At 50.1% G+C, this 13,227-nt stretch carries 12 protein-coding genes and 1 tRNA gene; 4 read left to right on the top strand and 9 right to left on the bottom strand.

The window, feature by feature from the left end; genetic code table 11:
• Nucleotides 1–5: 5 nt before the first annotated feature.
• From Q366_RS13995 to htpG, 6 genes are all read right to left on the bottom strand, one after another.
• A complete protein-coding gene (locus Q366_RS13995; RefSeq protein ID WP_035240079.1) occupies nt 6–551 on the bottom strand; it encodes a YkgJ family cysteine cluster protein in 546 nt (181 codons plus the stop codon).
• A 155-nt stretch (nt 552–706) separates the two neighbouring features.
• Nucleotides 707–782, bottom strand: a tRNA-Val gene (locus Q366_RS14000).
• Nucleotides 783–836: 54 nt separating this feature from the next.
• On the bottom strand, nt 837–2,153 hold the full coding sequence (locus Q366_RS14005) for a hypothetical protein (protein ID WP_084691837.1): 1,317 nt from the start codon (nt 2,151–2,153) through the stop codon (nt 837–839).
• 2 nt (nt 2,154–2,155) lie between these two features.
• Nucleotides 2,156–3,139: a polyprenyl synthetase family protein gene (locus Q366_RS14010; RefSeq protein ID WP_035240083.1), complete on the bottom strand. Its 984-nt coding sequence runs from the start codon at nt 3,137–3,139 to the stop codon at nt 2,156–2,158.
• Nucleotides 3,136–4,467 (bottom strand): 30S ribosomal protein S12 methylthiotransferase RimO, encoded by a 1,332-nt coding sequence (rimO, locus tag Q366_RS14015; RefSeq protein WP_035240085.1) that lies wholly within the window; start codon nt 4,465–4,467, stop codon nt 3,136–3,138. Before rimO ends, Q366_RS14010 begins: the two co-directional genes overlap by 4 nt.
• Complete coding sequence (htpG, locus tag Q366_RS14020) at nt 4,464–6,386, bottom strand: molecular chaperone HtpG (RefSeq protein WP_035240087.1); 1,923 nt, start codon at nt 6,384–6,386, stop codon at nt 4,464–4,466. Before htpG ends, rimO begins: the two co-directional genes overlap by 4 nt.
• A gap of 270 nt (nt 6,387–6,656) precedes the next feature.
• On the opposite strand from htpG, the gene Q366_RS14025 reads away from it, so the two are divergent.
• Nucleotides 6,657–7,232 (top strand): NUDIX hydrolase, encoded by a 576-nt coding sequence (locus tag Q366_RS14025; protein WP_035240089.1) that lies wholly within the window; start codon nt 6,657–6,659, stop codon nt 7,230–7,232.
• Nucleotide 7,233: 1 nt separating this feature from the next.
• Here Q366_RS14025 and Q366_RS14030 read toward each other — a convergent pair whose 3' ends face one another.
• Entirely contained in the window at nt 7,234–7,482 is a 249-nt protein-coding gene (locus Q366_RS14030) for a hypothetical protein (RefSeq protein ID WP_035240091.1), read from the bottom strand.
• Nucleotides 7,483–7,639: 157 nt separating this feature from the next.
• On the opposite strand from Q366_RS14030, the gene Q366_RS14035 reads away from it, so the two are divergent.
• The 3 genes from Q366_RS14035 to Q366_RS14045 all read left to right on the top strand — a co-directional run bounded on the left by Q366_RS14035 (nt 7,640) and on the right by Q366_RS14045 (nt 11,439).
• Nucleotides 7,640–9,760, top strand: a complete 2,121-nt coding sequence (locus tag Q366_RS14035) for a ribonucleoside triphosphate reductase (protein ID WP_035240093.1) — start codon at nt 7,640–7,642, stop codon at nt 9,758–9,760.
• Between the two features lie 21 nt (nt 9,761–9,781).
• The gene (locus Q366_RS14040; RefSeq protein ID WP_035240096.1) at nt 9,782–10,537 is read left to right on the top strand and encodes an anaerobic ribonucleoside-triphosphate reductase activating protein; all 756 of its coding nucleotides are present in this window, start codon (nt 9,782–9,784) and stop codon (nt 10,535–10,537) included.
• Nucleotides 10,538–10,611: 74 nt separating this feature from the next.
• A complete protein-coding gene (locus tag Q366_RS14045) occupies nt 10,612–11,439 on the top strand; it encodes an EFR1 family ferrodoxin (protein WP_035240098.1) in 828 nt (275 codons plus the stop codon).
• 63 nt (nt 11,440–11,502) lie between these two features.
• On the opposite strand, the gene Q366_RS14050 is transcribed toward Q366_RS14045, so the two are convergent.
• Both Q366_RS14050 and Q366_RS14055 read right to left on the bottom strand, forming a co-directional pair.
• Complete coding sequence (locus tag Q366_RS14050) at nt 11,503–12,270, bottom strand: type III pantothenate kinase (RefSeq protein WP_035240100.1); 768 nt, start codon at nt 12,268–12,270, stop codon at nt 11,503–11,505.
• A gap of 16 nt (nt 12,271–12,286) precedes the next feature.
• Nucleotides 12,287–13,180 (bottom strand): CdaR family protein, encoded by an 894-nt coding sequence (locus Q366_RS14055; protein ID WP_245619966.1) that lies wholly within the window; start codon nt 13,178–13,180, stop codon nt 12,287–12,289.
• Nucleotides 13,181–13,227 lie beyond the last annotated feature (47 nt).

Here is a 13,227-nt window from a genome sequence, read left to right on the forward strand (position 1 = left end):
TGGGGTCAGGATAATTCAAGGTCCTGGTATAATTCCAGGGCCTGATCCACAGGTATCCGCCCGGGAAGCCCGTCTTCAAAGCAGGTAATAAAATGGTTGTTTACAGCGGTTAAAAGGGTATTCATCCGGTCAAGATCCAGCATATCAGACCTGTCCAGTTTTTTTATACCCTTGAAATTTTTCGGACAGAAATCCACCAGGGCCCTGCCCTCTTTTTCCATGTACAGGGGGTATCCGTGTGTCCTGCAGATGATGGGACGGGCCTCATAAACCATGCAGATATGGTCCACAAGCAGGGGACATTGGCGATCGGCCTGTTCTGCCTGCTTCAAAATTTTTTCCCGGCAGGGGGCATCCAGGCGACTGAAGGCCCGTGACAAAGCAAATGCTTCAACCGGAAACAAAGACAGGTGTCGGCAACACAGATCACACCCTTTTTTGCAGGCAAGCCGGTCTTTATGGACCCGGGCAAGCCTTTGGATGTGTTCATCCACCCGTATAATCAGATCCGTATAATTTTTCAATAGCGTGTCAAACACATGCTCAGTCATTGTGCCCCCTTGTTTTCAGCGTCACTTATATCTTATTTGCCATAAGGGATATATGGAGAGGTTGGAAGAGTCGATTTTAAGTCGGTGATGGGTTGCATTGGGTCGTAAAAATCAAAAAGGACTTACGAAAAACAACCGTAAGCCCTTAATTTTTATGGTTGGCACGAGCGGACTTGAACCGCTGACTTCTACCGTGTCGAGGTAGCACTCTACCAACTGAGTTACGCGCCATTAAACTTAGATGGCTTTTAACAGATCTGTGAAATTATGTCAAGAATATTGGCGCTATTCTTGCGGTATTTCCTGAACAATTCCCTGGCCGGTCGTGCTGTTGGCTGATCCCTGGAAAGATGTGTCCGGCTGCGGGGTAATAACGTTTAGACCATCCTGGGGTGACTGCGGGGCAACGTTGCTGTTCGGGGATGCCACAAATCTTATTTTCACCGCATTATCAGAGACCATTGAAACTTCAATGCCGAATTCTTCAAAGGTCCTCAGCATCACGGCATTGGCAAACTCTGCAGGGGTGCCTTTGTAGCTGACCTCCATAATGGCATGGGAAGATCCAAGCTCACGGGGCGAAATATCTTCAATCTCTCTGATATCTTTGAGCTGACGTTTCAGGGCAATGAACCGGGCCAGAAAAGTGTCTCCCTCCACATAAAGATCAAAAGTTCTTTTCTCTTTCATGGCCTGGGCCCAGAACCCTTCAATTTTTTCCGTCAATGCCTGCCCAGCGGTTTCTGCGGCCTGGACAAGTGCCTGGCCTGCACCCCGGGTATCTATGCTTTTGGCCGTGGCCGTGGAGGTGGTATGGATCACCCCTTTCTGGGAAGCCATATCCAGCACTGTAAATGAAACATCAGCCTCAAAGGTTTTTTCATTTTCCATCCGGTTGGCGGACTCCTGGGCCAATGCCGTCCCAAGGACGACCATGTCGGCCTTAAGGGCCTGCCCCAGGGCCATGGCAGCTGTCTGGTCATCCATGGCAGAAAATACAACATTGTAGGCAGCAGGGTCGGGATAATGACTTCCTGTAACCACCAACGGGATACGGGCCTGCTCAAATACGGCTTCCAGGCTTTTTTCCGCAACAGAGGCATAGGGTTGGCCTTCCGGCTGCCACCACCAGCACCGGGGATGCGTATCTTCGGGTCCCTGTTCTGCAATGAGTACGAGAACTTTTGGATTGTTCCGGACCGGGTTAAAGATGCCGGCATCACACAGTCGTTTCTCCATAATTTCCAGGCTGATCTTTGATTCCACGCCCACAAGATATACCCCGTTGTGGACCATGCCATTGATGACCCGGTAAGAGGAGACAAAATCCATGGTATTGGCAAGAAGCCGGTCATAAATAAAGTCAAGATTTTCGCCCAGTTTCTGCGGGGATACCATCGTGGCAAATGCACTTTGAACAGCCTTTTCCAGGGCATCTCTCACGGCAGCCTTTTGGGCACCTGACGTATCCTGGTCGCTTATTTTATGCTGGCCTGTGGTAATGTGGACACTATCCTGCCGGGCTGCCATTGCCCTGGCCAAGGGAAAACAAAAAATCGCAATGATAAATGCAGTCAACAAAAATCGTATTTTGGGTATCATGGTCATACCTTTCTGAGGATAGAATAATCAGCAATCAGTTCCAGCAGATGTTTTGAGGCGGATTCTGGAAAAATATCCAGAGCGGTCCGGGCTGACTGAACATGGGAAAAAGCCCGATTGTTTGTATATTCAATACCGCCCAGACGGGTCAGGCGCTCTTTAAGGCCTTGAAATTCTTCCGGATTAAACTGCGTCCGGGCCATGGCAGCCAGCATCCATTCGCGGTCCGGGGCATCAGCGGTTTCAAGGCTGTAAATCAGGGGCAATGTCAGCTTTCCTTCACGCATATCAGCTCCGGGGTTTTTACCCAGTTGGTCGGCTGTGGCAGTATAGTCCAGAAGGTCGTCCGCCATCTGAAAGGCCATGCCCAGGTGCCAGCCGTAACTTTTAAGGGCTGATTCTTGGGCTTGGCCGGCCTTGGCCACAATGGCCCCGGTGCGGCAGGCCCCCTGGATCAGAACAGCTGTCTTGCGTTCTATAATTTCATTATACTGCGCTTCTGTGAGGTCCGGATTTCCCTTTTTTTCCATCTGGAGAATTTCGCCCTGGGACATGTCTGCTGTGATTTGAGCGATCACTTCAATGACCCGGGGGGATTTTGTTCTTGCGGCAATAACAAGCGCTGTGGCCAGAAGAAAATCCCCTGTGAGCACCACAGTCGGCGCATCCCACAGGGTGTGGGCGCAGGGTTTGCCCCGGCGTGTGTCAGAGCCGTCCACCACATCATCATGGAGCAGGGTAGCTGCATGAAGATACTCAAAAATAGTGGAAAATTCGATTTCCTGTCCGGTCTGAAACCCGCATATGCGGGCCGCATGGATCATGAGCAGCGGCCGCAGCCGTTTGCCGCCGGCAAACAGCAGATGGCCCGCCACCTGCCTGACCAGATCCAGATTAGGGGTCAAATTGGCTTCAAGGGCCTGTTCCACCAGCAAAAGGTCAGGGCCTGCCAGTGAAATAATCTCTTTTTTTATATTTTTTGTCACACCATCTCCCCGGCAATATCATATTCAAATGCGTCGGTTATTTTTACCTGAACCAGACTGCCTGTGTCCAGTCCATCTGAATAAATAAATGTCATTCCGTCAACTTCCGGGGCCTGGAACGGGGTTCTGCCGATGTATACGCCCTTTTCAGGATTTTCTTCCACAAGGACCGGATAGACACGGCCCACATGCCGGGCATTACGTTTTTCGGAAATTTTTGCCTGGGCTGCCATAATGGTGTCATGCCGCAGTTCCGCTAGGTCTTCGGGGATATGATTGCTTAACTTGTGGGAGGGCAGGTCCTGGGAGTCGGAATAGGTGAATACGCCGAGGTGGTCAAATTCAATTTCCTGTATAAATGCCAAAAGTTCTTTGAACTGCGGGTCTGTTTCTCCGGGAAACCCCACGATTACGGTAGTCCTTAACGCGGCGTCCGGGTCCAGGCATCGGATGTCGGAAAAAAGCCGGGTAAGATCCTGCCGGGTGTAAGGACGGCCCATGCGTTTCAGGACCTCATCATGGGCATGCTGGATGGGCACATCATAATATGAACAGATGTTGGCATGGCGTTGCACCGCTTTAATGACCCGTTTATCAAGGGTACACGGGTGGGTATACAGGAATCGAAGCCAGGCAGACGAATCTTTTTGAGCCATTTTTTCCGCAGTTTTTTCAAGAACCGTATGAAAGGCTGGCCCGTCCAGATCCAGGCCGTAATCCGTCGTGTTTTCCGCGGTGATAATAATCTCTTTAACCCCCTTGTCCAGAAGGGCACAGGCTTCCTCGCAGATCAGCGCAACGGGCCGGGAACGCTGGCGTCCCCGCAGATTGGGAATAATGCAATAGGTGCAGTGGCGGCTGCACCCTTCGGACGCCTTGATGTAGGCGGTTTTTTCATAAAAAAGTTCCCGGGTCTGCACAGGGATGTCCACCTGCCGGGAGTCAGGCTCGGGAAACAGGGTAAACGGTACTTTTCCATCATTTTCCACGGCGTTAACAATGTGGTCACAGGCTGCGGTGCCTAAAAAAGCATCCACTTCCGGCAGGCTGTCCAGAAGATCCGGGTCGTCCTTATACCGCTGGACAAGACAGCCGGTGACAACCAGCCGCCGGCATGCACCGGCTGTTTTGAATTCCGCCATCTCCAGAATAACATCAACCGCCTCCTGGGAGGCGATTGAAATAAACCCGCAGGTATTGATGATGATGGCTTCAGCCTGGGCCGGGTCTGTTATGACCTGGTGGCCGGCTGCGGTCAGCCGGCCAAGCATGATCTCGCTGTCCACCTGGTTTCTGGAGCAACCCAGGCTTTCAAGGTAGATTTTCATATGGACTTTGCCATGAGATCCCCCACAAGCGCGGAAAACCGTGCCGGATTATCAAGCTTGCCTCCTTCGGAAATTACGGCAATATCATAAAGCAGGTCGCAATAGTCCGTAAGTACGGGATTTGTAGTATCGGCTTCAAACACGGACTTGATTTTTTCCATGACCGGATGGCTGACATTGACTTCCAGGGCACGTTTCTGATCCGGGGCTTTCTGGCCCGAAGCTTTCAGAATTTTCTGCATGTAAGCGCTCATGGCCCACTCGTCGCCTGTCAGGCAGGAAACAGAGTCCTTGAGCCGGTTGGAGACCACCACATCCTTGACCTTGCTTTCCAGCTTGCCTTTAAGAAAAGAGAGCAGGGCAGAATACGCGTTTTTCTTCTCGTCATCCACCTTTTCCAGATCAAGATCGCCTTTTTCAGCGCTTTTCAGTTTCTTTTCCTTGTACTCGGGCAGGGACTGGGTCACCCATTCATCAATGGGATCCACCATGAGAAGGACTTCGTAATCCTTTGCCTTGAGCGCCTCAAGCAAAGGAGAGTTGAGAAGAGAGGCCAGATTTTCACCCGTGATGTAGTAAATCTCTTTCTGGTCCTCTTTCATATTTTCAATGTACTGGTCAAGGGTCACATATTTATCACCGGACTTGGTAGTTTTGTACCGCAGAAGTGATGCCAGCCGTTCCTTGTTATCGTAATCGCTGGGGATACCGGCCTTGAGGGCCTGGCCGAACTCTTCGTAGAATTTAATATATTTCTCATCTTCCATCTCTTCGAGTACGGAAAAAATCTGTTTGACCAGGTTCTTGCGGATGTTTCTGACCAGACGGTCTTCCTGGAGAATCTCGCGGCTGACATTAAGATTCAGGTCCGGTGCATCCACAATACCCTGGACAAAGCCCAGGTACTCGGGCAAAAGCTCCTTGCAGTCATCCATGATGAAAACGCGTTTGCAGTAAAGCTGCATACCGTGTTTACGTTCCGGCCGGAACATGTCAAAGGGAGCCTTGGAAGGAAGATACATCAGTACATCATACTCGGTCACCCCTTCGAACTTTTTGTGAATAATTTCACAGGGGTCATCCCAGTTATGGGAAATGTGTTTATAAAACTCCTTGTGTTCCTCTTCGGTAACATCATCCTTGGCTTTGGCCCAGATGGCCTTCATGGAGTTCAGGGTCTCGTCTTTTCTGACTTTCCGATAGGTGTCCCCGATGGGCTTGCCGTCCTTGTCTTTGATAATCTCATTTTCAGGAATGGGCTCGGAGGCCTCCACGTTCATGATGATGGGGTAGGTTACAAAGTCGGAATGCTTTTTAACGATGTGGCGGATGGTGTACTCTTCGGTGAAATCCTGGCCCCCCTCTTCCGGGTCTTTAAGAAACAGGGTGATTTGTGTCCCCCGTTTTTCCTTGTCTATCTCTTCAAGGGTATATTCGCCCTTGCCGTCGGATTCCCACCGTACCCCCTTTTCCTGACCCGGGGCTTTGGTGTCCAGACGCACCCTGTCTGCCACGATAAAGGCAGAATAAAAACCCACGCCAAACTGGCCAATCAGTTCCGGGGACAGGCTTGTTTCATTTTTTGATTTTTCCAGGGCTTCCATAAACGCGGCAGTACCGGACTGGGCAATGGTGCCGATATTATCATTGACCTCGTCAAAGGTCATGCCGATGCCGTTATCCGTGATGGTGAAGGTCTTGGCTTCCTTGTCCGCGGCCAGGCGGATATGGTAATCATTGTCATCGGCAAACAGATCCGGTTCTGTCTGCTCCGTGAACCTGGCCTTGTCAATGGCATCCGAGGCATTTGAAATCAACTCCCGGATAAAAATCTCTTGGTTGGAATAAAGAGAGTGGATAATCAGATGTAAAAGCTGCTGGACTTCGGTTTTAAATTGTCTGGTTTCTTTTTCTGCCATTGTAACTCCTAATAACTTAACAGGTTAGGTTAAAATCAAATTTTTTAACTAATAATTGTCGCAAAAATCGGATTGTCAAGACAACGGATTAAAATTCAAAAAGACCCGGTTTGACAAGGGCCGATTAAGATTGTAGGTTTAATTCATGCGCATTTTTACTAGTGCCTGAATGAAACGCCAGGGTTTGAACGAAAAATTGTCCGGATGCAAATTTTTCTGCAACGCCGCATTTGGGTGACTTTTCGTTCAAACACTCAATTAGGACGGTTCATGAACACCCCTTCATATATTGAAAAAATTAATTGTGCTATTGTTTCGGCCTCCCATCCGCCGGCCCCGGACCCGGACCTGTTTAAGCCCACATCCGTGATGGCGCTTTTTCTTTTCAACCGGGAACCTGCCCTGCTTTTTATCCAGAAAGCGGACCGGGAAGGATATGCCTGGCGCAACCAGATGGCTTTTCCCGGCGGGCATGTGGAAAAAACAGATGCTTCGGCCAGACATGCGGCCTTTCGTGAGCTTTACGAAGAAACAGGCATTGTTTCTGACAATGTGCAGTATATCGGATCGCTGGGCCATTTTCAGACCTTGAAAAATCGGGACATCCAGGCGTTTACAGGTATCTGGAACCGGAAAGACGACATTGTTTTTGATACCCAGGAAATTTCAAGGACCCTTGAAATTCCGTTTGATACGCTCTGGCAGACCCATCGGAAAAGAGGTTATACCGGCCACAGACCCAGTGTCATGGAACTGATCTATCCATATAAAGATGTGGTGATATGGGGGGTTACGGCACAGATTGTTCATCATCTTTTAGAGGTGGTGGGAAACATCTTAGAATAACTCACTCGTTGTTGATTCTGTTGTTTAACCGCCCATACACTTTAACAACCAGAAAACCTGAAAGTCCTGCCAGCAGCAACGGAAACCATATATGGGGGCCAAGAGCCGGATCATTATTCGCCACAATCACCCCGCCCACGCCAAAACAGAAAACCAGCACCATGGACCAGATCAGACCCCAGCAGGCAAGATTGGAATCATACCAAGGGGTTATGGTTTTTCTAAAAAACGGATTCTGGTCAAGCTGCATGGCGCTCTTGTGTGATTCGGGTTAAAGCACAATATATAGTCTTTTTTTCTTGACACGCAACTACATATTGTGTTAGGTTTGCTTCGTAGTTTGGAACCTTCCGGCTACATTCCCATCAGAGTATGCGAATATCAATCAGATTTCAAGAGGTAGTCAGATGTTTGAACAGATCAAAAAAAGAGACGGACGGATAGCTGCGTTTGATTCTTCTAAAATAACAAATGCTTTGATCAAAGCAGGTGAAGCAACAGGAGAATTCAACGGCAGGGACGCCAAAAAAATGACCATGCGGGCATTGACCCTTGCCCGGGACCTTCAACTGGGGCCCATTCCCGAGGTAGAGGAGATTCAGGATATTGTGGAACGGGTACTTCTGGATTCCCCGTTTTACAAAACCGCCAAGGCGTATATTATTTACCGGGAGCAGCACAACCAGATCCGGAAAATTGCCATCAATGAAAACGTCGGCCTCATGGAATCTTATATCAGCCGCATGGACTGGAAGGTCAGGGAGAACTCAAACATGAGCTACTCCCTCCAGGGACTGAACAACTACATATCCTCGGATATCACTGCCGAGTACTGGCTCAATAAAATCTATCCCCCGACCATACGGGATGCCCATTATAGCGGTGATATCCATATCCATGATTTAAGCCTTCTGTCCGTTTACTGTGTGGGATGGGATCTGCAGGACCTTCTCGTTGAAGGGTTTAAAGGCGTGGCCGGCAAGGTGGAATCCTGTCCGCCCAAACATTTCAGAAGCGCCCTGGGCCAGGTCGTCAACTTTTTTTATACCTTGCAGGGAGAAGCGGCAGGGGCCCAGGCCATGTCCAATTTTGATACGTTGCTGGCCCCTTTTGTCCGGTATGACAACCTTGAGTACAAGGAGGTCAAACAGGCGTTGCAGGAATTTGTTTTCAACATCAATATCCCCACCCGGGTGGGCTTCCAGACGCCTTTCACGAATATCACCATGGACCTGAACGTGCCCGCCATACTCAAGGACACCCCTGTCATCATTGGCGGAAAACACCAGAAAGAGACCTATGCCGCATTCCAGGATGAAATGGACATAATCAATGCAGCCTTTGCAGAAGTGATGATGGAAGGAGATGCCAAGGGCAGGGTGTTCACTTTCCCCATTCCCACCTACAACATTACTGCAGATTTTAACTGGTCCAATCCCAAACTGGAAAATATCTGGAAAATGACGGGCAAATACGGCATCCCCTATTTTTCCAACTTTGTTAATTCCGACATGGACCCTGAGGATGCACGCTCCATGTGCTGCCGGCTCAGACTGGACAACCGGGAACTGCGCAAGCGTGGGGGCGGGCTTTTCGGCGCAAATCCCCTGACCGGTTCCATCGGGGTTGTCACCCTGAACCTGCCAAGGATCGGGCGCCTTGCCCAGGATGAGGCTGATTTCTTCAGCCGCATGGATAAGCTGATTGACCTGAGTGCAGAATCCTTGGGCATCAAGCGCAAAATTCTTGAAAAATTCACCGAAGGAGATTTGTATCCCTATTCAAAATTCTATCTAAGAAAAATCAAGGAAAATACCGGCGTTTACTGGCGCAACCACTTTTCCACCATCGGCGTCCTTGGCATGAATGAGGCATGCCTTAATTTCCTGGGCACGGACTGCGGCATTGCCACCCCCCGGGGCCAGGCGTTTGCCGTCAGGGCCATGGATCATATCCGAAACAAAATCGAACGCCTGCAGGAAAGTACCGGTGAAATATTCAACCTGGAAGCAACCCCTGCCGAAGGCACCACCTACCGGTTTGCCAAGCTGGATAAAAAGAAATTCAAGCACATTGTCTGCGCCAATGAAGAAGAATTCAAAAACGGTTCCGATCCCTTTTACACCAACTCCACCCACCTGCCGGTAAACTATACCGAAGACTTGTTTGAGGCGTTGGAGCTGCAGGATGAACTGCAGACCAAATACACAGGCGGCACGGTTCAGCACCTGTTCCTGGGCGAAGAGGTTTCAGATATTGAGGCGGTCAAGCACATGGTGTCCAAGGTGTCCAACACCTTCCGCCTGCCCTATTTCACCCTGACGCCCACCTTTAGTGTCTGTCCGTCCCACGGGTATATTGCAGGGGAACATGCCAAATGCAAAACCTGCAATGCCGATACGGAAATCTACTCCAGGGTGGTGGGGTATCTGCGGCCGGTGAGCCAGTGGAACAACGGCAAGCAGACGGAATTTAAAATGCGTAAGACCTATACGGCCCAGAATGTGGCGACAAAAATTGCATCATAGTTTTTTGAAAATCATTATCCCATGTATCTTGGCGGATTTCAAAAAAACTCCCTGATCGATTTTCCGGGAACCATCGCATGTGTGGTGTTCACCCGGGGGTGTAACTTCACCTGTCCCTACTGCCATAATCCGGATCTTGCTGCCGGGTCTGCTGTCCCTGCCGGGGGCCGCAGTTCCGGTGGTTCGGGGTTGAATCAATTAGACCTAAGCCCGTGCGACGGTCCGGATCAGGAAGAGATTTTTGCCTTTCTGGAAAAACGCAAAGGCATGATTGAGGGGGTTGCCGTTACGGGCGGAGAACCCACCCTTCAACCGGATCTGACTGATTTTCTCCAAACGGTCCGGCAGATGGGCTATAAAATCAAACTGGATACCAACGGCACAGCTCCCAGGGTACTGGATGCGCTTTTTGACCAGGGCCTTGTGGATTATCTGGCCATGGATATTAAAACAGATACAGACCACTATCCCATGGTGATGAAAAACCCCGGACATCTGGACCGGGTCATGGAAAGTATTTCGCTGATCATGAAAAAAGCACCGGCCTATGAATTCAGGACCACCTGTGCAAAGCCATTCCTCACGCCCGCTATCATGAAAAATATAGGCAAAATGATACAGGGGGCAGCATCCTATGTACTCCAGCCCTGTTCCCGGAACATGGATATGCTGGATCCGGATTTTGCTGCCGTGGATGATCATTTTCTAAACGTCGGTGACATGGAGGCATTAAAGGCAGCTATTTTGCCCTTTGTCAGGAATACCAGAATACGATAAAAGCCGATACCCGATACCACAGACCGGTGTATTACCCACCGGCAATTGATTGGAAATAAATGGAGATTTCAGGTATGAAAAAAATTACCCTTGTCTATTTCAGCCCCACCAAAACAACCGAAACAGTGCTTAAAGCCATAACCCAGGGCCTTGCTCAAAGCTTAGGAATCAGTGGCTCCGAAATAACCGCCGTCAACGTCACCCGTCCGGAGATCCGGGAAAACGGGCTCGCGCCTTTTGACGACAATGATATCGTGCTGCTGGGGGCGCCGGTATATGCCGGCCGCCTGCCCGCAGACGCGGCTGATTTCTTTAAAAAACTGACAGGGTCCGACACCCCGGCCATACTCACCGTAGTATACGGTAACAGGGAATATGACGATGCCCTGCTGGAACTTAAGGATATTGCGTCAGCATGCGGATTTATCCCGATTTCAGGGGCTGCCTTTATCGGTGAACACTCCTTTGCAAGTGCTGATATTCCTGTTGCCATGAACAGACCGGATGAAAACGATCTGAAAATGGCCGCAGAGTTTGGCGGCAATACCGGATATCTGATCAAAGAGACCCATGATTTGAAGAATCTTTCCGCCTTAACGGTGCCGGGAAATTATCCATATAAGGATGGCATGGGCAAGGGTGCCCCGGACTTCATTGAGGTGACGGAGGCATGCACAAACTGTGGAACCTGTGCCACAGCCTGCCCGTCAAAGGCCATTGATGCGGAAAACGGATTTGTCACCATCACTGCCCGGTGCATCCTGTGCTGCGCCTGTATCAAGGCGTGTCCTGAAAAGGCAAGGCTGATGAAAGACGGCCCCATCAAAGATAAGGCCAGGTGGCTGAACGAAACCTGTTCCCTCCCAAAATCTGCCCAGATATTTTTTGCCACGCCCTCCTGAGTTTTTTTAAAACGATGAAACCCGGCCTTCGGGCCGGGTTTCATTACGCATGGGGTATCTTATTTACAGTACCCGGCTGATGATTTTAAGACCATCCAGGGTCAGGGCCAAATCCACGGATTCAATGGCATTGGATACTTCGGCAATGAGTGGGGCAAGTCCGCCCGTGGCAACGATCATGGGTGTGGTTTTCATTTCCAGTTTCATCCGGTCCACCATACCGTCCACCATGGCTGCGTTGCCGTAAATGATACCGGACTTGATGCTTTCAATGGTGTCATTGCCGATCACCCGTTCCGGGGCCTTGAAAATTTCCACCCGGGGCAGGCGGGAAGCTCTCTGGAACAAGGCTTCGGATGAAATCATCACGCCGGGGCAGATGGCCCCGCCAAGGTATTCGCCTTTTTCCGAGATGGCGTCAAAGGTGGTGGCTGTGCCAAAATCAATGATGATCAGGGCCCTTTTATATTTTTCATACGCTGCCACGGCATTGACAATGCGGTCCGCCCCAACCTCGTTGGGGTTGGAATAGAGAATGGGCATCAGTTTTTTTACGGATGCCGAATTGATCCACACGGGCGTAAGACCCAGATAGCGTTCACAGAAAGCATTTAAGATCCTCACGGAGGAAGGTACGACTGAGGATATAACGATGTTTGTGATGTCCGTGAGCCGGATGCCCCTGTCGGCAAACAGGGCCCGGGCCAGGATATTAAATTCATCGGCCGTGGTTTCCCTGATGGTTCTGATACGCCAGTCCTGCGTCAACGCTTCGTTTTCATAAACACCGATCACCGTATTGGTATTGCCCACATCAATTACCAGCAGCATGTTTTCTCCTTGTCCTTTATTCAATTTTAACGGTAAATACCCGGGGCGAGGCATTGGTCATGACCAGTTCCACGGGGATGTCAATATAGGCATGCCGGGCATATACCCCGGGTTTAAGCCCTTCAAGATCCATGAACGCATAAATTTTGTCTGTCAGGGACGTGTTGTTCAAATCTTCCTGGGGGCCTTTAAGATCAATGGTAATACTTGAAGGTTCAATACTGACTTTGTTTCCGGGCCGGTTTTGAAGTTCTATTGGAATCTGTTCAATGGTCCGGGTTCCTGGGAGCGGCTGAACCGGCACGGACACCACAAAAATGGACTGGGCCACGGTGAAAAGTTCAGACTGCTTAAGGTCCAGGGGGACTTCCTTTTTAAAATCTTCATTGGCATTGGTCAGGTCCACGGGTTTGGTGGTGAGCTGTTCAATCCGGTTGATCAGGGATTGTGCTCCGGTCAGGGCCACGGTGGCAGGTTCACACACCGGAGAAAGCGCCATATAGCCCTTGGCCGTTTCTCCGATAAACGGAACCGTCACCTTGAATACCCGGGTCTCTTTTCTTTCCAGACGGATGCTTAAATAGGAAGGTGTGATGTTAATAATGGAAACAGAACTGCCCAAAGGAAGCCGGTTTTTATCCACAGGCAGCAGGTAACGGCCTGGTTCAATGGCATCTGAGCCGCCTGCCGGGTCAAAGGCCAGGTCCGTATAAATGTCTGCGGGATAGACCAGGCTTTCACTGGAGAGTTTTTCAATGTGTTTGGGCCTGCATTTGATCCTGACTTCGATTTTGTCCGTGTGAAAATTGGTCAAAATCATATCATCCGGAACATTGGCATAATCCACAGGCAGAAGCAGGTCTGTTTCCCTGGGTTCCTGGGTGCAGGCGGTGAAAATAAAAACCGCCATCACCGCGGCCGACACAGCCAGGCGGGAAAGTAAAGATATCTGCCGGG

Source organism: Desulfobacter vibrioformis DSM 8776, from assembly GCF_000745975.1.
Lineage (GTDB): Bacteria > Desulfobacterota > Desulfobacteria > Desulfobacterales > Desulfobacteraceae > Desulfobacter > Desulfobacter vibrioformis.

Excerpts from the sequence above, each read along its gene's own strand:
- Q366_RS13995 (WP_035240079.1), bottom strand. The coding sequence starts at position 551 with ATGACTGAGCATGTGTTTGACACGCTATTGAAAAATTATACGGATCTG.
- Q366_RS14005 (WP_084691837.1), bottom strand. The coding sequence starts at position 2,153 with ATGATACCCAAAATACGATTTTTGTTGACTGCATTTATCATTGCGATT.
- rimO (WP_035240085.1), bottom strand. The coding sequence starts at position 4,467 with ATGAAAATCTACCTTGAAAGCCTGGGTTGCTCCAGAAACCAGGTGGAC.
- htpG (WP_035240087.1), bottom strand. The coding sequence starts at position 6,386 with ATGGCAGAAAAAGAAACCAGACAATTTAAAACCGAAGTCCAGCAGCTT.
- Q366_RS14025 (WP_035240089.1), top strand. The coding sequence starts at position 6,657 with ATGAACACCCCTTCATATATTGAAAAAATTAATTGTGCTATTGTTTCG.
- Q366_RS14030 (WP_035240091.1), bottom strand. The coding sequence starts at position 7,482 with ATGCAGCTTGACCAGAATCCGTTTTTTAGAAAAACCATAACCCCTTGG.
- Q366_RS14035 (WP_035240093.1), top strand. The coding sequence starts at position 7,640 with ATGTTTGAACAGATCAAAAAAAGAGACGGACGGATAGCTGCGTTTGAT.
- Q366_RS14040 (WP_035240096.1), top strand. The coding sequence starts at position 9,782 with ATGTATCTTGGCGGATTTCAAAAAAACTCCCTGATCGATTTTCCGGGA.
- Q366_RS14045 (WP_035240098.1), top strand. The coding sequence starts at position 10,612 with ATGAAAAAAATTACCCTTGTCTATTTCAGCCCCACCAAAACAACCGAA.
- Q366_RS14050 (WP_035240100.1), bottom strand. The coding sequence starts at position 12,270 with ATGCTGCTGGTAATTGATGTGGGCAATACCAATACGGTGATCGGTGTT.
- Q366_RS14055 (WP_245619966.1), bottom strand. The coding sequence starts at position 13,180 with ATGGCGGTTTTTATTTTCACCGCCTGCACCCAGGAACCCAGGGAAACA.